Genomic DNA, 18,441 nt, shown 5'->3' with positions numbered 1-18,441 from the left:
CATCATGACGTGCTTTTACCGGAATGGCTTTGACAACCGTCAGGCCGCCTTGGAAAGGGCTTCGCCCAGAAGATGCCGCCCCGTATGGCCGATAATTTTCGTTTCGACAATCTCTCCGGCTTGCCCGCCGTTCAGTTCGACCTGCGTGAACTGTTCGGTCCGGCCAAGACCTTCCTTCTCGATCAGGACAGGAGAGACTTTACCGACTTCACCAGCAAGGTGCTTGACCAACACCTCTTCACCCTTGGCCCTCAGGCGAGCACCGCGTTCCTTGACGATTGAACGCTCCAGCTGCGGCATGCGTGCGGCAGGCGTACCCGGACGTGGAGAAAACGGGAAAACATGTAGATGGGTCAATCCGCATTCATCGACAATCTTCAGGGAGTTCTGGAACATCTCTTCGGTTTCCGTCGGGAACCCGGCGATGATATCTGCCCCGAAGACGACGTCGGGACGCATACGGCGAACCTCGTCGCAGAATTGGATCGTATCGGCACGCAGGTGACGTCGTTTCATCCGCTTCAGGATCATGTCGTCACCAGCCTGCAGGGACAGGTGGAAATGCGGCATCAGGCGATCGTCTTCTGCGATTACCCGCATCAGATCCTCATCCGCTTCGATGGAATCGATCGAAGAAAGACGCAGACGCTTCAGATCCGGAACCATTTTCAGGATCTTGGCCGTCAGGGAACCCAGTTTCGGCGCACCCGGCAGATCTGCCCCGTAAGACGTGATGTCAACGCCGGTCAGAACGATCTCGTTGTATCCGTTGTCGACCAGGCGCTTGATCTGATCGATCACCACGCCCATCGGCACGGAGCGGGAATTTCCACGGCCGTATGGAATGATGCAGAAAGTGCAACGGTGATCGCACCCATTCTGGACCTGCACAAATGCGCGGGCCCGTCCGGTGAGGCCGTCGATCAGGTGGCCTGCGGTCTCTTGAACGCTCATGATGTCGTTGACGCGGACTTTCTCGGTCTCCGATATGCCGAACGCGACCACATCCTGATAGGACTTGCGCTCCAGCTTTTCGGTGTTTCCCAGCACCAGGTCGACCTCGTCCATGGAGGAAAAGGTATCGGTTTCAGTCTGCGCTGCGCACCCGGTCACGATCACGCGGGCATCCGGATTATCCCGCTTGGCCTTGCGAACGGCCTGGCGCGCCTGGCGCACGGCTTCGTTCGTCACCGCACAGGTGTTGATCAGGATGGCATCCTTAAGTCCCGCGGCTTCCGCCTCGCGCTTCATGACTTCCGACTCGTAGGAGTTGAGCCGGCAGCCGAATGTGACGACGTCAATGCTCATGAGGCAGATCCAGCCTCCTGCGGTGCATCCCCGGTGGCGGTCTTGCGCCAGTCGAGCGTATCGATATCGACTTCGCCCTCGAACTCCACTTCCGTCAGACCTGTCATCAGAACATGATTGTCGCTCTCGCGCCATTCGATGCCAATCGGGCCTCCCGGCAGATGGACGGTCGTCTTGCGGCTGGTCTTGCCGTCACGCGCTGCCGCGACGCCGACCGCACAGGCTGCGGTTCCGCAGGCAAGCGTCAGACCGACACCACGTTCCCAGACCTTCACGCGGATCTGGTCTTCGTCAAAGACATGCGCCAGCGAGATGTTGGCGAATTCCGGAAAAATCGGATGACGCTCCAGCAGAGGGCCCACCCGTTCCAGTTCATATCCCTCAACATCATCGACCCAGAAGATAGCGTGCGGATTTCCCATGTTGACCGCGGCCGGCGTATGCAGGATCGGATCGTCTATGGGACCGATCTGCAGTTCGATGGCACGGGTATCTGCAAACTCCTCCGCCAGCGGGATCTGGTTCCACTCAAGACGAGGTTCGCCCATGTCGACTGTCACGGTGCGCGGGCCGGCAGCATCAAAGGCATGCAGCAAACCGGCACTTGTTTCGATCGTCACCAGCTCCTTGTCGCCTTCTTCCATCAAAAGACGACCGATGCACCGGGTGGCGTTGCCACAGGCGGAAACCTCACCACCATCCCGGTTATGAATGCGCATGAAAGCGTCGACGCCCAGGCCGGAACGTTCAACGGTGATCATCTGATCGAACCCGATTCCACTTTCCCGGTCGCCCAGCTTGGCAATTGCTTCCCTGGACAGACGCAGCGGTTTTTCTCGCGCGTCCCACACAACGAAATCATTGCCGAGGCCATTCATTTTCAAAAAGGGTCTGGTTTCAGACGCCATACCGGAAGCACTTCTATTTGGGGTTCAGGGAAACTGATCGACTTTTCACGATCATTTGCCCCTATATGGCGGATTTCTTGTCAAATTACCAGTCGTCTTGAAGACGGGGTACCGAATCCAAAGCAAGCGCCGACTTGTGATGCCGGTTACATCAGCAAAACGTTGATCTGACGTAAGGTGATTTCTTGAATTTGACCTTGAAGAGGACTTCGTCGATGCCCGACGTCACCGAGCAACAAGCCCAACGTCTGATCGCCTTTGCAACCGAACGCCTTGGACGGCAGGAAGGAAACGGCCAGTGCTGGACCTTGGTCAACAACGGTTTTGCCAGCGTCGGTTTTCACAAGCCAGCGGCAACCTATCGATGGGGACGTGTGGTCGATCAATTGGCCAATGCCCGCCCGGGAGATGTCTTTCAGTTTTCCAACTTTCGCGTCAGGGTTCGCGTTGAAAACGATGAAGGCTGGCAGGAAAGGACGCAGTCCCGCGGAGATCCGAGGCACACGGCCATACTGGAAAGCATCGACGCGAACGGAAGGGCAACCTTTCTGGAAAGCAATGTCAACGGCAGCTTCAACGTTCAGAGACATCGGTTCTATGTCCGAACGACCGATCTGGATGATGGCAACGGCGAACGCACCACAGTCCGTGTCAGCGGCTCCTTCACCATCTATCGTCCGCAGACGGAAGAAGAATAAACGCCAACGCCTGCATTGCAACGGCGGCGCGCCTCACAATCGGATCTGCATAACCGCGCCGGCACGTGTTCCGGCGAGCAGCAGGCGCATATGCTCGGGCGCAACGGCAACACAGCCTTCCGTCGGCCTGTAGTCTTCCCGCGCGATGTGAAAGAATATCGCGCTGCCCCTGCCCTTTACCGCCGGATACATGTTGCAATCCAGCACAACGACGATGTCGTAAAGCCGGTCTTCTCGCCACATCTTCTCGTGACTCGATGCAAAGGGGAGCCGGACCGGCCGGTTGTAAAGCCGATGCCGTGGATCATCACACCAGCCCGACATTGGAGTGAGCGGTTCGAGAGGCAAATTCGTTGCCGGAGGCAGGCCCTTGTCCGGTCGATAGTAGACATGAAGCAGTTCGAACCGCCCTGAAGGCGTGCCGCCATCACCTTCTTTCTTGCGCGCCAGAATGCCTGACCTCCCCAGTGCACACGGAACCGTGATCTGACCGAAACGCAGAATTCCCTTGGTCTTGTCGCGCGTCAGCGCTCGAACTTCAAGGATATCCGCCGGTTTTTGGAAATGTGTCATCACAGGTATTTCTTGACCTTAATGCTAAAAAGAAAACTCTGATAAACCAGCCTTAAACCCCGCGTGAAGAAGAATTGACGAACCACGGCTTGTATGGCGAGAATTTCCCACGCACATAGAAGCAGGAACACGCATGTGTAGATTGCACAAGTTGGCGTGATCAATTTGAGACTTTTGGCGAGGACCAGGACCATGACCGCCCGCACGATTTTGATAGTCGATGATGATAACGAACTGCGCGAAGCGCTGGTTGAGCAACTCTCTCTTTATGACGAGTTCGAAACCATCCAGGCTGATTCAGCAACCTCCGGCATTGGCCTTGCCAAGGATGAACATGTCGACCTGTTGCTGATGGATGTCGGTCTTCCGGATATCGACGGACGCGAAGCGGTCAAGCTCCTGCGCAAGAACGGTTTCAAGGCACCGATCATCATGCTGACCGGTCATGACGGCGACAGTGACACGATCCTCGGCCTGGAAGCAGGCGCAAACGACTATGTCACGAAGCCATTCAAGTTCGCGGTTCTCCTCGCCCGCGTCCGCGCCCATCTGCGCCAGCACGAGCAAAGCGAAGATGCAACGTTCGCAATCGGACGCTATTCCTTCCGCCCGGCCGCCAAGGTCATGCAGGACGATGCCGGTTCCAAGGTTCGACTTACCGAAAAAGAGACCTCGATCCTAAAGTTCCTTTATCGCGCGGGTGAAAAACCAGTCACACGCGATGTGCTGCTGCATGAGGTCTGGGGATACAATTCTGGCGTTACAACGCACACGCTCGAGACCCACATCTATCGTCTGCGTCAAAAAATTGAACGTGATCCGTCCAATGCGGAGCTTCTGGTCACAGAAGCCGGTGGATATAAGCTTGTGCCCTAACGGGTAATCAGCGTAAATCTTGGGCATGAGCCTTGCCCAAGACATAGAGATTCTCAAACGAATCCCATTGCTTTCCGACTTTCAGGACGATCAGCTGCGGCTGCTCGCCTTCAGCGCCGAAAGCATGGACTATAACGGCGGTCAGCGCCTGTTCGATCAGGACGAGCGCGCTGACGGCGGTCTGGTCATAACCAACGGCACGGTCAGCCTCCAGACGAGAGGTCAGGACGGATTCCAGGAAGTCGACACGGTCGGCGAGGGAACTCTGCTGGGCGAAACGGCACTTCTGGCGGAAAGCAGGCGCCCTTGCCGGGCGGAGGCTGTCGGGCCTGTACGCATCATCCGCATCCGCCGCGCGCTTTTCAAACGTATGATCCAGGAATATCCGGAACTTGCCCGCCGTCTGTTCGAGCAGCACGCGAGCCGTTATCAGCAAACGATCGCCGCACTCCGGCCGATTGGCGAAAAGATGGCCGAGCTGCAACAGGTTAATGCCGAGCGGCACTCGAAGAACGATTCAGAATAGCGCCTTCCGGTTGCCTGCAATTTGGCGCGGGAGTCGCCCCCGCCACGATGGTGCTTCTCTGTTGTTGCGCGAATTCATGAAATTTTGCGACGGCCCCAGAATATTTTCGACCATACGAACTCATGCAGTATGTAAAAAAAGAAGCCTGTAACAGAACTTACAATCGCAATACCGCTACTTATCGATACTGAACTGGTAAAAATGCAGCCAATGAGTGTCATTGAAATCACTCCAGAAAGCTGCCACGTAACAGACTTTAATACCAATCGACGTTTTTCTTCCATTTTCTTCCGCACCGCAATCTATCTATCTGATTACAATAGCAAAAGTGGAACATGTTGAGGATCATGTATTTTGACTACAAAAATCCAAATTGTTGATTTTATGTCATTTATGTGAGTTTTATAAACAAACGACACAAACCGAAAGATATCGATAGATGCCTTGGAGGTCGCGATATGACGTAACCGGCTTGCAGTGGTTCGACAAAATCATTCCCGGATTGCCAATAAGAATGACGGGCCACCCGCCCCGCAGCAAAAAACCCGGCGCGAGCGCACCGGGTTTCTGTAATTCAGATCGGAACTCTGGGTCTCAGACCCAGGGACGGCTCTTGCCGATTTCACCTTCGAATGAATCGATCTGGTCCGACTTCGCCATTGTCAGTCCGATATCATCGAGACCGTTGATCAGGCAGTGCTTGCGGAAATGGTCGATCTTGAAGGCGATATCACCGCTTTCGAGCCCCTGGATCTCCTGGCTTTCCAGATCGATCGTCAGAGTGAAGTTGGAACCGCGCTCGGCTGCGTGCAGTAGGGTTTCCAGCTCGTCTTCAGACACTTCAATCGGCAGAATGCCGTTCTTGAAGCAGTTGTTGTAGAAGATATCGGCGAATGACGTGGAGATCACACAGCGAATACCGAAGTCGTGCAACGCCCAGGGCGCATGCTCGCGAGAGGAACCACACCCGAAGTTGTCGCCTGCAATGATGATTTTTGCATCCCGGTATGCGGCCTTGTTCAAAACAAAGTCCACATTTTCAGAGCCATCGTCATTGGTGCGCATTTCATAGAACAGGGCGCTTCCGAGACCGGTGCGCTTGATCGTCTTCAGAAACTGCTTCGGAATGATCATGTCCGTGTCGATGTTCACGATCGGCATTGGCGCTGCGACACCGGTCAGGGTTTCAAATTTTTCCATTACTTCCTCTCCTGAATGGTCCAGTCCGGTGGATCACCTCAAGCCGCAAGGCTTGTGGTCTGATCGACACCGAGCATCAGATTAAGATTTTGGACGGCGGCACCAGAGGCTCCCTTGCCCAGATTGTCATAGACGGCAATGATCGCCGCTTGAGCGCGCGCGTCATTTGCAAAGACGTGCAGGCGCAGACGATTGGTATCGTTGAGTGCCTGCGGATTGAGTTCGTCGGACCGCTCAATGGCTTCCAGCGGAGCAACCTCGACAAAGCCGCCGGCGGCACCGGCGAAATGATCGGCAAGTGCGTTGTGAAGCTGCGCCCCGGTCGGCACCTTGTCCAGCTTGGCAAGGTTCAACGGCACCACGGTAAGCATGCCCTTGTAATAGTTGCCGACCGTCGGTGTGAACAGCGGCGCGGCATCAAGCAGCGTATACTCGCGCATTTCCGGCAGATGCTTGTGATTGAACCCGAGTGCGTAGGGCGCACAAACGTTCGTGTCGGCGCCGCGGTTCTCGTAGTCCGCGATCATACCTTTGCCACCGCCGGAATAGCCCGAAACGCCGTGAAAATTGACGGCCAGATCAGACGGTAACAGATCCGCATCAATAAGCGGGCGCATTGCGGCGATGAGCCCTTGCGGCCAGCAACCCGGGTTGGTGACACGCATCGCCGCTGCAATGATATCGCCCTGGTCGGTATCCATTTCGGCAAAACCATAAGCCCAGCCTTCGGCAACCCGATGGGCGCTGGACGCGTCGATCACCCGCGTGGTGTCGTTCTGGATAAGCGCTACGCTTTCCTTGGCCGCCGCATCAGGCAAACAAAGGATCGCAATGTCCGCCTTGTTGAGATAGTCGGCTCTTGCCGACGGATCCTTGCGGCTCTCGTCAGGAATGGAGATAAGCTCAAGATCACGGCGCATGGCGAGGCGCTCGCGGATCTGCAATCCCGTCGTGCCAGCTTCGCCATCAATGAATACGCGCGCAACCATCGCCCGCTCCTCTCCTCTTTAACGCTTCAGCGAGTGAATGAAATCGGATGCGTCATACACCCAATTCCATCGCTTGTCACCGCCGTGCAGCACGACGAGAGCTCAACGGGCTCTTGAGTGATACTCATCATTGGGACGCATGTCGCTTGCTGCGGCGACCCTGTTCGACATGTTGAAAAACGCCGCGACCGAGGAAATATCCCAGATATCCCGGTCGGAGAACCCTGCATCGCGCAAGCCTTGCCGGTCGCTTTCAACGATTTCCGCCGGCTTCTCTGTCAGCTTGACGGCAAAGTCGAGCATGGCCCGCTGCCGTTCGCTGAGATCCGCAACACGGTAGTTCATGACCATCAGTTCTCCGAGAACCGGATCGCCGGACAGTTCGCGAACCGCCGCTCCATGCGCAGTCAGGCAGTAAAAACAGCGGTTGACGGCTGAAACAACCACGGCGATCATCTCACGCTCAAGCTTGGAGAGACTGCAATCTCCCAGCATGAGGTCGTTATACATGTCGGTGAAAGCGCGCAGTTTCGTTTCATCAAAGGCGTAGGCCTTGAGCACATTGGGCACCAAACCCAGCTTTTCCTCGCACAAATCGAAATAGGCCTGCGTTTTTTCACTTAATGTTACATTTGAATCGATTTGCAAGGCAGTGACTTTACTTGACAATTTGGTCCTCCCGTCATGAAAACTTCTAGGGTCGCTGCAATTTAAGAACAAAGGTCCTGGTTCCGTAAATGAGTTTAAGATGGCATTGGAAGTGACGAAAGTCCGCATGACAGGATCCACGATCGGGTTTCGCCCCCGCTCGAAGGTGATCGCGTTGCGGAACGGAGCCAGTTCAATGTCCTTGCGATATGTCCGGTCGGCTCACCGATTACGCCGCGGCGGCCAGGAAACGGTCCCTGTTTCCCACGCTGCGACGGCCTCGCCCGAGAACTGACTGCACCAAGCCGTTTTAATCTCTTTTAGGGGTCTTTGACCTACCATGCGACAGAGCCAAACCGAAGATCGCCTAAGGGGATAAAAATGCCGGACAAACACGACGTCGAGAAACTCAAACTCATCGACGCGGTCCACGCAAACCTGAGTAAAGAAGATCCTGCCCTGGCCGAATTTTCCAGCGCGTTCTATGACAGGGCCGCTGCCGAAGATATCGTCACCTATTCGACCGAAGAGCTGACCGGTTTTGTCCGTGATGCCTGGCAGGATTTCCAGAACCACGAGATGGGGACGCACAGGGTCAGCATTTCAGACCCCTCCTTCGAAACGAAGGGCAACAAGATCAACGGGCTGACCGTCATTGAGATCGTCAATGACAACATGCCTTTCCTGGTCGATTCGGTGATGGACGAACTGCAGGAAAGCAAGCTTGAGGTACATCTTGTCCTGCACCCCATCTTCATCGTTGAGCGGGACGAAAGCGGCAAGCTTACATCCGCCATTGCGCGCAAGAAGCCACCGAAGCGCAAGGATCGCCAGGAAAGCCTGATCCACATCCATGTGACCCGGATCGATTCCGAAGACGCAAGATCCGCTCTGAAACAGCGTCTGGACACGGTTCTGAATTCCGTCCGGTCCGTCGTCACGGACTTCAAGCCGATGCAGGAGCGTCTGGCCGAAGCCATCGACACTTACAAGACCACGCAGATCCCGGGCAGCAGTGACGACCTGTGGGAGGCCATTCATTTCCTGGAGTGGATGGAAAACGACAACTTCATTTTCCTTGGCATGCGCGAGTACAAGTTCGAAGGCGGCGTCGAGGAAGGAGAGCTCTCGCCTCATGAAGGCACCGGACTTGGTCTTCTGACAGATCCGGATGTACGGGTGCTGCGGCGTGGATCAGAATTCGTCCAGATCACTCCGGAAATCCGCGAGTTCCTGATGAAACCGGAACCGCTGATCATCGCCAAGGCGAACGTGAAGAGCAACGTGCACCGCCGCGTTCACATGGATTATGTCGGCGCCAAACTTTATGACGACGACGGCAACATGGTCGGTGAATTGCGCATCGTCGGCCTGTTCGCTTCCACCGCCTATACCGAACCGACCAGCACCATACCGTTCCTGCGCCGCAAGGTTGCCAGTGTCCTGGCGCGGGCGGGCTACGGATCGGAAAGCCACTCCGGCCGCGCTCTCCGCAACGTCCTGGAAGCTTTTCCGCGGGACGAACTTTTTCAGATTGAACGCGACCGCCTCTTCAATTTTGCCATCGCAATCCTGCAGCTGGACGAACGTCCACGCATTCGCGTGCTGTCCCGCCCGGACAAGTTCGACCGTTATGTCTCCATTCTGGTGTTTGTTCCCCGCGATCGGTACTCGACGGAAGTCAGGCTCAATATTGGCACATATCTGGCCAATATCTACGAAGGCCGCCTGTCCGCCTGGTATGTCACCTATCCGGAAGGCCCGCTTGCCAGGGTGCATTACATCGTTGGCCGCGACACCGGCGAAACACCAAAACCTGAGCGGGAAGAACTTGAAAACGCCGTCGCCGACATGGTCCGGACCTGGTCCGACAGTGTTCGCGATGCCTTGAACAAGGAATTTGCTCCGGCACAGGCCCGCAGACTGGCAGACCGGTACGCCCGCTCGTTCCATGGCGGCTACAAGGAAGTCTACAGCGCCCAGTCCGCTCTGTTTGACATCGTCAAACTGGAAACCCTGTCGGACCTGCACGACACCACGATCACTTTCCACCAGCCTTCGGAAACGGAAAGTAACCGCCTGGCCCTGAAGGTCTACCACTGTGGCTCACCCATTCCGTTGTCGGCACGTGTGCCGCTTCTTGAGAACATGGGGTTCAAGGTCATCAATGAGAGGACCTACCGGGTAACACCTGCCGGCGCGCGGCTGTCATATCTTCACGAAATGACACTTGAAGCGAAAACAGGTGAGGACATCGACTTTACCGACCAGCTGCAAAGCCGCCTTGAAAGCATGTTCATGGCGGTCTGGACCGGCAAGGCCGAAAATGACGGCTACAATCGCCTGGTGCTGACAGCAGATCTCGCCTGGCGCGACGTTGCCGTCATCCGGGCCCTGTCCAAATACCTGCGTCAGGCAGGTATCCGTTTCTCTGAAGACTATATGTGGTCGACCCTCAACAACTATCCGACCATCACGGCGAAGTTGCTGGAGCTGTTCCACCTTCGCTTCAATCCGGATGTCACGGAAAAGGATCGCGACCTCGGCACCGAGCGGCTGCACGGTGAGCTGACCGCGGATCTGGAAGAGGTCTCAAGCCTCGATGACGACCGCATCCTTCGACGCTTCCAGAACACCATTGAATCCGTCCTGCGCACGAACTTCTACCAGCTGGACGAAAAAGGGCAGCCGAAGCCGACTTTTGCGTTCAAGATCGACAGCCGTCAGATCGACGAACTGCCGCAACCACGCCCGTTCCGCGAGATTTTCGTCTACTGTCCGCGGGTCGAAGGGGTGCATCTGCGCTTCGGTATGGTCGCTCGCGGCGGTCTGCGCTGGTCCGATCGAGCGCAGGACTTCAGAACCGAAGTGCTTGGTCTGGTAAAGGCACAGCAGGTCAAGAATGCCGTGATCGTTCCCGTCGGCGCCAAGGGCGGTTTCGTACCGAAACAGCTGCCGCCGATGAGCGATCGTGAAGCCTGGTTCAAGGAAGGCACCGAGAGCTACAAGATTTTCATCAACGCTCTCCTGGACGTTACCGACAATCTGGATGACGTCACAATCCTTCCGCCGGAGCGGGTACAGCGCTATGACGGCGATGATCCTTATCTCGTAGTGGCCGCCGACAAGGGCACGGCCACCTTCTCCGACACGGCCAACGGCATTTCGGAAGGCCGGGAGTTCTGGCTTGGCGATGCATTCGCGTCCGGCGGATCAGCCGGTTACGATCACAAGAAAATGGGCATTACCGCGCGCGGCGCCTGGGAAGCGGTCAAACGCCACTTCCGCGAAATGAACCGGGATATCCAGACAGAACCCTTCACCGCTGCCGGTGTCGGCGACATGTCCGGCGACGTGTTCGGCAATGGCATGTTGCTGTCCAAGGCAACTCGTCTCGTGGCGGCCTTCGACCATCGGGACATCTTTATCGATCCGGATCCGGACCCGGTAAAAACCTGGGACGAGCGCAATCGCCTGTTCGATCTCGGCCGCTCTTCCTGGAAGGATTACAACACCGAACTCATCTCCAAGGGTGGCGGGGTCTTCTCGCGTCAGCTGAAATCGATACCGCTCTCAGCCGAGATTCAGGCACTGCTCGATCTGAACAAGCCAAGTGCGACACCGCAGGAGGTCATGACCGCGATCCTGAAGATGAACGTGGATCTTCTGTGGTTCGGCGGCATTGGCACCTATATCCGGGCAACCACTGAAACCGACGCAGATGCAGGTGACCGCGCCAACGACCCGATCCGGATCACCGCACCGCAGCTCCATGCAAAGGTGATCGGCGAAGGCGCAAATCTTGGCCTGACCCAGTTGGCCCGTATCGAGTTCAACAAGAAGGGTGGCCGATGCAACTCCGATGCGATCGACAATTCCGCAGGGGTGAACTCCTCGGATATGGAGGTCAACATCAAGATTGCACTCGGGGCCGCGGTAAACGCCGACAAGCTGTCGATCGACCAACGCAACGAATTGCTGGCTGATATGACGGACGAGGTCGCCGACCTTGTTCTCAGAAACAACTACCTGCAAACTCTGGCCGTCTCCATGATGCAGCGCCGCGGGATAGAGGATTTCGGCTTTCAGGTCCGCATGATGCGTCGCCTTGAACAGGCCGGACTGCTGGATCGCGTGGTCGAGGAATTGCCCGACGAGGCAACCCTGGACGAAATGCGCAAGGCCGGCCAGCTTCTGACCCGTGCCGAGTTGGGGGTCCTGCTCGCCTATTCGAAGATCACGTTGTACGATTCCCTGCTGGAAAGCTCTGTTCCCGATGACGATTACCTCGCCCGGGAACTCTTCCGTTATTTCCCCGACCAGATGGCGACGACCTATCAGGACGAGATCGCAGGTCACCGTCTCCGCCGGGAAATCATCGCGACCATGCTCGCCAATTCGATGATCAACAGGGGTGGCGCGACTTTCCTGACCCGCTTGATGGATCAGACCGGTGCAACACCGACGGAAATCGCGCAGAGCTTTGTTGCCGTTCGCAACAGCTACGATCTCACCGATCTCAACAACGAGATCGACGCTCTCGACACCAAGATCGATGGCGACCTGCAGCTGGAACTCTATTCCGAAGTCCAGACCCTGCTCCTGGAGCGCGTGGTCTGGTTCAAGCGGAATGTCTCGTTTGACAAAGGATTGTCTGCCGTTGTCGAACGGTTCCGCACCGGCATTTCGGACCTCCGCGGCCGGCTTGATGCTGTTGTTCCGGAAAAACCCCGGGCGTTCATGAACGAAAAGGCGGCCGCCTATGTCGCGCAGGGCGTTCCGGAGGCACTGGCCAAGCGCATTGCACGGCTCCTGGCTGAACGCGCTATCCCGGACATCGTCATTGTATCGGAGTTGACAGAGTCGGATCTGGATACGGCTGCCACAGCCTATTACGAGGTGGCTCACCACTTCCAGATCGGAGCCATGCATCAGATGGCGACTGATCTTACCGTTCGGGACTACTACGACGGCCTTGCTCTGGACCGGGCTCGCGCAATCCTGGTTTCTGCACACCGGTCGATAGCAATTGCCGCAATCAAGGCAGGCAGCTTCTCAGACTGGCTTGAAGAGCATGAAGCGGAAGTGACCCGCAGACATCGGGTTGTCTCCGAAATCCTTGATGGTGGCCTGAGCGTTTCCAAGTTCTCGGTCGCAGCAGGATTGCTGGCAGAAATTTGCGGCACAGCCTGAGGCTGAAAGCATGTTATCAATTGAAGAGGCCGGCAGTTCGCTGCCGGCCTTTTCCATTTCAGGTTCCGGTCGGGATAGAATGCGAATATGACAACTGCTTCAGAAGTTTCGATGGAAAAGACAGATCGCCGCGCAATCCTGTCCTGGGCACTATACGACTGGGCTGCACAGCCCTTCTTCACCCTGATCACCACTTTCGTCTTTGCACCCTATTTTGCCTCGGTGCTGGCTTCCACGCCTGAAGAAGGCCAGTCGCTCTGGGGGTTTGCCACCGCGAGCGCAGGTCTGGGTATTGCCCTGCTCGCTCCGATTCTGGGTTCCGTCGCGGATGCCACCGGGCGTCGCAAACGCTGGATTTTCGTCTTTTCCATCCCGTTCCTGGTCTGCTGTTGGGCATTCTGGTTTGCAGCTCCGGGATCTTCCTATGGCATCGCCATCGCGATGGTCGCCTTTGCGGTCGGCACACTTTCCATCGAAATCGCAACCGTCTTCAACAACGCCATGATGCCGAGCCTGGTGCCCGCTGAACGGATCGGACGGCTTTCCAGTTTCGGCTGGGCAGCAGGTTATGTCAGCGGATTGGTGACGCTGGTGATCGCGCTCGGTTTTTTCTCCGCCAGTCCGGAAACCGGGAAAACATTGCTGGGGTTCGACCCGGTCCTGGGCCTCGATCCGAAAACCCATGAGGGAGACCGGGCAGTCGGTCCCTTTTCGGTTGTCTGGTATCTCATTTTCGTCCTGCCGATGTTCCTGTTCGTGCCCGATGCACCCCAACGGGCCAAGATCGGCCCGGCCGTCCGCAAGGGCCTGAAGGATCTTGCGCAAAACCTTTCTCAAGCCTGGTCAAACGGCAATACGTTCCTGTTTCTGATTGCCAACATGATCTTCAAGGACGGTCTGGTGGCTCTGTTTGCTTTCGGCGGTATCTATTCCGCCGGGCAACTCGGCTGGAGCTCAATAGAGATCGGCACGTTCGGGATCATTCTGACCATCACCGGAACGCTCGGCCTGGCTCTGGGCGGGCCAATGGACGACCGGTTCGGTGCGAAGCCTGTGTTGATCTTCTCTCTGGTTGTCCTGATGATCTGCGGACTGGGAATGATATCGGTCGACAGGACCACCGTCTTTTTTGTCATCAAGACGGAGGCTGCTCCTGAAGGCGCGCTTTTTGCCTCTCTGCCTGAACAGGTCTTCATCGGTCTCGGCGCGCTCATAGGCGCCGTCTCCGGTCCATTGCAAGCCTCTTGCCGAAGCCTTCTGATCCGACTGGTGCCGCACGAACACATGACCCAGTATTTCGGCTTGCTCGCACTCTCGGGCAAGGTGACGAGCTTCATGGCACCCCTTGCAGTCGGTGTCGTCACCGCAATGACGAACAGTCAACCGGCAGGCATGTCGGTCATTCTTCTGTTCTTCGCCGTTGGTCTTGTACTGCTGATGATGGTCAAAGAAAAACGCGCCGGATAATCGCCCGGCGCGCTCCAATTTCAGTCAGGCCATGTCGCGGTGTCAGGCGATCTGACGAACATCTTCCAGGAAACCGTCAACTTCCTGCTTCAGCCGATCCGCTTCAGTCTGCAGAACGTTCGCCGACGCACTGACCTGGCGGGCAGCGTTCCCGGTGTCATCCGCAGAAGCAGCCACCTTGACGATGTTCTGTGCAACTTCCTGTGTGCCGTTGGAGGCTTCCTGAATGTTGCGGGCGATCTCATCAGTCGCCAGACCCTGCTGTTCAACAGACGCCTGGATGCTTGAAGAAATCTCGTTCATCTTCTCGATGGTTTCGGAGATGCCCTTGATCGCTTCGACCGACCCCGCGGTCTCGGTCTGAACCGACTGGATCTGGAGGGAAATCTCCTCAGTAGCCTTGGCGGTCTGGTTCGCGAGCTCCTTGACCTCGGCAGCAACAACCGCAAAGCCCTTGCCCGCTTCTCCGGCCCGCGCGGCCTCGATGGTGGCGTTCAGGGCCAGAAGATTGGTCTGTTCGGCAATATCGGTGATCAGTTTCAGAACCTCACTGATCCGGTTGGCCGCTTCCGCCAGCCCTTCGATCTTGCTGTTGGTGGACTGCGCCTGTTCAACAGCGTGTGAAGCGATTTCGGTCGACTGTGTCATCTGACGGGAAATCTCGCTCACCGAAGCCATCAGCTCCTCAGCAGCAGACGCAACCGTCTCAACATTGGAGGAGGCTTCCTCGGAAGCCGCCGCAACAGTGGTGCTCTTCTCGCTGGTGTCATCCGCACCGGCCGTCAAAGTACCCGAAGCGGCGTTCAGATCCTGAACCTGGTTCATCACTGTCTGGGTCAGTTCGGTGATCTGACGATCGAAGTTCTGCGACAGGTTGCTGATGCGTTCAGCGCGTGCCAGCTGCTGTTGCTGGGCTTCTTCCTGTTCCACTGCAAGAGCTTCAGCCTGCTGAGCTTTCTCCCGGAAAACCTCAAGCGCATTGCTGATCTGACCGATTTCGTCTGCACGATCCGTATCATGGATCGGTTCGTCATAGCGCTGATCGATCAAGGCCTGAATACTGGCAACCGCCCTTTCAAGCGGACGGCGCACAATCTGGTTTCCGACCAGGTAGATCGACAGGCAGACAACCAGCAGAAGGACAATGCCGACGCCGATGATCATGGTCGTGATCTGAGAAGAAGCAGCGTTCAAGGTCGCCTGAGGGACACTCACCACAACGGCAAGCTTTGAGTTCGTTCCGGTTACCGATACCGGCATCACAACCCGGTGCACATCTGTGCCCAGACTGTTCGAATAGCCCTCGTAGATCAGGAGTTCGCCGTTCTTCACAGCACTCAGAACCTTGTTCTGAGATGCGAGATCCTGTTCAGAACGACCTTCTGCCCATTCCTTCCCCAACAATGCCGGATCGGAATGCGCGATCCATTTGCCATTTTGAGAAAGCAGCTGGACGATGCCCGTCTTCAGCGGCTTCTGCTCGCCGAGAACTTCTGAAAGCGGCGTCAGCAGAATATCGCCACCGGCAACACCGATGAGGTTGGAACCATCCCAGACAGGAACACCGAAGGAGACGCCGGTCACGGTCTTGCCGTCAGCTTCCCAGCTATAGGGTTCGGTCATGTAATCTTTTTTGGACGTGTACGGCCCGTTGAACCACAAGTCCTTCGACATGTCGCCCACGGAGACTTCCTCGATCGGCCGATAAGCAAGCGTGCCGTCTGCCTTGCGGAAGAAGTAAGGCTGCCATTGCCCACTCTTGGCCCACTTTTCGTTGCCGACGAACTCCGCGTCCTTGCCGTCCAGCTGATCGCCGACGACAACACCCCATGCACCGGACATGTCTTTGTCCGTCAGGGCTACCTTCTCGACAACCGCATTCCATGCTTCGCGATCAACCGCTCCGGCGGTCTTCAATCCGCTCAGCGCGCTACCGAGAGCCTGGGCCGATTTCAGACCTTTCTCCAATCCGCGTTGTACGAACTGGGCCTGCTCACGGGCAACCGTTTCCGCTTCTTCACGGGCAAGCTCGCTCGTAATCTGAGAAGCCTGCCAACCGATGGCGCTAATGCCGATTGCCAATGCAACCGTAAGGGTCAATGCGCTCGCACCGATGAGCTTTGTAGTGACCTTCGCTTTCTTCAACACCGAGTAATCTCCGCGATTCACACGAAAGCGGCCAAATAAAGACGGCCGCAACTTCGGGAAGATTACATTTCGGTCGTTAACAAGGTCTTCAACGAGAGAGTTTTTTCGTTAAACTCTCTCGTCAATTCTTACAATAAATTCAGTCGCCTAGACCGAAAATCTACAATTAGTGTCGGAAATGGCGCATTCCGGTCATGACCATCGCAAGACCTGCTTCGTCTGCAGCGGCAATTACATCGTCGTCACGCATCGATCCGCCAGGCTGAATGACCGCGGTCGCACCGGCTTCAGCAGCTGATAGCAGACCGTCTGCAAACGGGAAGAAAGCATCGGAGGCGACAACACAACCCTTCGTAAGCGGTTCGCTCAAGCCAGCAGCCTCTGTTGCATCCAGCGCCTTGCGGGCAGCAATCCGGGCAGAATCCACCCGGCTCATCTGACCGGCCCCCACGCCGACAGTCGCACCGTCCTTGGCGTAAACGATCGCGTTGGACTTGACATGTTTGGCAACACGGAAGGCGAATTTCAGGTCGGACAGTTCCTGTTCGCTCGGTGCACGCTTGGTCACAACCTTCAGATCAAGATCGTCGACAACACCATTGTCGCGAGACTGAACCAGAAGACCACCTGCAACAGATTTGACAAAGAGACCGTGTGCCCGCGCGTCGGCCAAGCCTCCTGTCACCAGCAGACGCAGGTTCTTCTTGGCGGCAATGATTTCTCTTGCGGCTTCATCGGCATCCGGTGCGATGATGACTTCGGTGAAGATCTTGACGATCTCCTCGGCAGCCGCAGCATCCAGTGTCTTGTTCAATGCCACGATGCCGCCAAAGGCCGATACCGGGTCGCAGCGCAGCGCCTTTTCATACGCGTCCTTCAGGCTTGCCCCTTCAGCCACACCACAGGGATTTGCATGCTTGATGATCGCGACGGCACTCGTCCGCACCGGATCGAACTCGCTGACCAGCTCGAATGCTGCATCCGTATCGTTGATGTTGTTGTAGGAGAGCGTTTTGCCCTGCAGTTGCTTTGCGGTTGCCACTCCCGGACGGTTCTCGCCGGTCTTGTAGAAGCCTGCTGTCTGGTGCGGGTTTTCGCCATAGCGCATGACTTCCGCAAGAGCCCCACCCACCGCACGATGCGCCGGAGTTGCTTCATCCAGTTGATCCGCCAGCCAGTTGGAAACCGCCGCGTCATAAGCCGCCGTCCGCGCAAAAGCCTTGAGGGCCAGTTTCTTGCGCAGTGCAATCGGCGACTGCCCTTCATTTGCGTCGAGCTCGGCGATCACCGTGTCGTAGTCGGTCGGATCGGTGACCGCGGTGACATAGGCATGGTTCTTTGCCGCGGCGCGCGTCATTGCCGGCCCGCCAATGTCGATATTTTCGATCCCGGTAGCATAGTCGGCGCCGGAGGCGACAACATCCTCGAACGGATAAAGATTGCCGCAGAAAAGATCGATCCCGGTAATGCCGTGCTCTCCCATCGCCGCCTGATGGTCCGCGTCATCGCGGATCGACAACAGGCCGCCATGGACCATGGGATGAAGTGTCTTGACCCGGCCGTCCATGATTTCCGGAAATCCGGTCACTTCAGAAATGTCCAGAACGGTCAGACCTGCATCTTTCAAAGCCTTGTATGACCCTCCGGTCGACACGAGCTCCACACCTCGTTCGGCCAGTGCCTTGGCGAATTCGACAAGGCCTGTCTTGTCGAAAACTGAAAGAAGGGCGCGCTTGACGGGAACCAACTCGGGAACAGGAATGGCTTTGGACACAATGGCCATGAATAATGCCTCGCAGGTAGGGACGATCCGGATCTCAGGTGATGCGGGTCGCCCTAACACGTCTGCGGGCAAAGCGGAAGGTTGTCCGGCAATAACCGGTCATATTGGGCGGTCGGATTGCACC

Annotated in this window: 14 protein-coding genes; 5 read left to right on the top strand and 9 right to left on the bottom strand. The window is 56.7% G+C overall.

The window, feature by feature from the left end; translation table 11 throughout:
* Positions 1-39 precede the first annotated feature (39 nt).
* Positions 40-1,308, bottom strand: coding sequence for a tRNA (N(6)-L-threonylcarbamoyladenosine(37)-C(2))-methylthiotransferase MtaB (gene mtaB, locus ABLO27_RS24150; RefSeq protein ID WP_353036513.1), 1,269 nt, complete (start codon positions 1,306-1,308; stop codon positions 40-42).
* A complete protein-coding gene (dapF, locus tag ABLO27_RS24145; protein WP_353036511.1) occupies positions 1,305-2,216 on the bottom strand; it encodes a diaminopimelate epimerase in 912 nt (303 codons plus the stop codon). Before dapF ends, mtaB begins: the two co-directional genes overlap by 4 nt.
* Positions 2,217-2,431: 215 nt before the next feature.
* Here dapF and ABLO27_RS24140 point away from each other — a divergent pair, with 215 nt between their 5' ends.
* Entirely contained in the window at positions 2,432-2,914 is a 483-nt protein-coding gene (locus ABLO27_RS24140; RefSeq protein ID WP_353036509.1) for a hypothetical protein, read from the top strand.
* A gap of 33 nt (positions 2,915-2,947) precedes the next feature.
* Here ABLO27_RS24140 and ABLO27_RS24135 read toward each other — a convergent pair whose 3' ends face one another.
* A complete protein-coding gene (locus tag ABLO27_RS24135) occupies positions 2,948-3,487 on the bottom strand; it encodes a L,D-transpeptidase family protein (RefSeq protein ID WP_353036507.1) in 540 nt (179 codons plus the stop codon).
* Between the two features lie 192 nt (positions 3,488-3,679).
* On the opposite strand from ABLO27_RS24135, the gene ABLO27_RS24130 reads away from it, so the two are divergent.
* Together ABLO27_RS24130 and ABLO27_RS24125 are read left to right on the top strand one after the other, a co-directional pair.
* A complete protein-coding gene (locus ABLO27_RS24130) occupies positions 3,680-4,363 on the top strand; it encodes a response regulator transcription factor (protein ID WP_352950398.1) in 684 nt (227 codons plus the stop codon).
* 25 nt (positions 4,364-4,388) lie between these two features.
* Entirely contained in the window at positions 4,389-4,889 is a 501-nt protein-coding gene (locus ABLO27_RS24125) for a cyclic nucleotide-binding domain-containing protein (protein WP_353036505.1), read from the top strand.
* 74 nt (positions 4,890-4,963) lie between these two features.
* Here the strand turns inward: ABLO27_RS24125 and ABLO27_RS24120 are convergent, their stop codons facing one another.
* The 4 genes from ABLO27_RS24120 to ABLO27_RS24105 form a co-directional block, all read right to left on the bottom strand.
* Positions 4,964-5,173, bottom strand: a complete 210-nt coding sequence (locus ABLO27_RS24120) for a DUF2061 domain-containing protein (RefSeq protein WP_353036503.1) — start codon at positions 5,171-5,173, stop codon at positions 4,964-4,966.
* 310 nt (positions 5,174-5,483) lie between these two features.
* Positions 5,484-6,089, bottom strand: a complete 606-nt coding sequence (leuD, locus tag ABLO27_RS24115) for a 3-isopropylmalate dehydratase small subunit (protein ID WP_353036501.1) — start codon at positions 6,087-6,089, stop codon at positions 5,484-5,486.
* 38 nt (positions 6,090-6,127) lie between these two features.
* On the bottom strand, positions 6,128-7,078 hold the full coding sequence (gene argC / locus ABLO27_RS24110) for an N-acetyl-gamma-glutamyl-phosphate reductase (protein WP_353036499.1): 951 nt from the start codon (positions 7,076-7,078) through the stop codon (positions 6,128-6,130).
* A 102-nt stretch (positions 7,079-7,180) separates the two neighbouring features.
* Positions 7,181-7,747, bottom strand: coding sequence for a peroxidase-related enzyme (locus tag ABLO27_RS24105; protein WP_353036497.1), 567 nt, complete (start codon positions 7,745-7,747; stop codon positions 7,181-7,183).
* Between the two features lie 360 nt (positions 7,748-8,107).
* Between ABLO27_RS24105 and ABLO27_RS24100 the strand changes: the two genes are divergently transcribed.
* Positions 8,108-12,919 (top strand): NAD-glutamate dehydrogenase, encoded by a 4,812-nt coding sequence (locus tag ABLO27_RS24100; RefSeq protein ID WP_353036495.1) that lies wholly within the window; start codon positions 8,108-8,110, stop codon positions 12,917-12,919.
* A gap of 87 nt (positions 12,920-13,006) precedes the next feature.
* Positions 13,007-14,386, top strand: a complete 1,380-nt coding sequence (locus ABLO27_RS24095) for an MFS transporter (RefSeq protein ID WP_353036493.1) — start codon at positions 13,007-13,009, stop codon at positions 14,384-14,386.
* Between the two features lie 42 nt (positions 14,387-14,428).
* Here ABLO27_RS24095 and ABLO27_RS24090 read toward each other — a convergent pair whose 3' ends face one another.
* Positions 14,429-16,534, bottom strand: a complete 2,106-nt coding sequence (locus ABLO27_RS24090; RefSeq protein ID WP_353036491.1) for a methyl-accepting chemotaxis protein — start codon at positions 16,532-16,534, stop codon at positions 14,429-14,431.
* 166 nt (positions 16,535-16,700) lie between these two features.
* Complete coding sequence (purH, locus tag ABLO27_RS24085; RefSeq protein WP_353036489.1) at positions 16,701-18,317, bottom strand: bifunctional phosphoribosylaminoimidazolecarboxamide formyltransferase/IMP cyclohydrolase; 1,617 nt, start codon at positions 18,315-18,317, stop codon at positions 16,701-16,703.
* Between the last annotated feature and the right edge of the window lie 124 nt (positions 18,318-18,441).

It is taken from the genome of Roseibium sp. SCP15, assembly GCF_040329435.1.
In the GTDB taxonomy this organism is placed as follows: domain Bacteria; phylum Pseudomonadota; class Alphaproteobacteria; order Rhizobiales; family Stappiaceae; genus Roseibium.
Note: the sequence above shows the minus strand (reverse complement) of the source record. Positions and strands in the feature narration are given on the sequence as shown.

What these genes read in the sequence shown, in the direction of transcription:
- ABLO27_RS24120 (WP_353036503.1), bottom strand. Translation starts at nt 5,173, where the DNA reads ATGGAAGAAAAACGTCGATTGGTATTAAAGTCTGTTACGTGGCAGCTT.
- dapF (WP_353036511.1), bottom strand. Translation starts at nt 2,216, where the DNA reads ATGGCGTCTGAAACCAGACCCTTTTTGAAAATGAATGGCCTCGGCAAT.
- ABLO27_RS24095 (WP_353036493.1), top strand. Translation starts at nt 13,007, where the DNA reads ATGACAACTGCTTCAGAAGTTTCGATGGAAAAGACAGATCGCCGCGCA.
- ABLO27_RS24135 (WP_353036507.1), bottom strand. Translation starts at nt 3,487, where the DNA reads ATGACACATTTCCAAAAACCGGCGGATATCCTTGAAGTTCGAGCGCTG.
- leuD (WP_353036501.1), bottom strand. Translation starts at nt 6,089, where the DNA reads ATGGAAAAATTTGAAACCCTGACCGGTGTCGCAGCGCCAATGCCGATC.
- mtaB (WP_353036513.1), bottom strand. Translation starts at nt 1,308, where the DNA reads ATGAGCATTGACGTCGTCACATTCGGCTGCCGGCTCAACTCCTACGAG.
- ABLO27_RS24130 (WP_352950398.1), top strand. Translation starts at nt 3,680, where the DNA reads ATGACCGCCCGCACGATTTTGATAGTCGATGATGATAACGAACTGCGC.
- purH (WP_353036489.1), bottom strand. Translation starts at nt 18,317, where the DNA reads ATGGCCATTGTGTCCAAAGCCATTCCTGTTCCCGAGTTGGTTCCCGTC.
- ABLO27_RS24125 (WP_353036505.1), top strand. Translation starts at nt 4,389, where the DNA reads ATGAGCCTTGCCCAAGACATAGAGATTCTCAAACGAATCCCATTGCTT.
- ABLO27_RS24100 (WP_353036495.1), top strand. Translation starts at nt 8,108, where the DNA reads ATGCCGGACAAACACGACGTCGAGAAACTCAAACTCATCGACGCGGTC.
- argC (WP_353036499.1), bottom strand. Translation starts at nt 7,078, where the DNA reads ATGGTTGCGCGCGTATTCATTGATGGCGAAGCTGGCACGACGGGATTG.
- ABLO27_RS24140 (WP_353036509.1), top strand. Translation starts at nt 2,432, where the DNA reads ATGCCCGACGTCACCGAGCAACAAGCCCAACGTCTGATCGCCTTTGCA.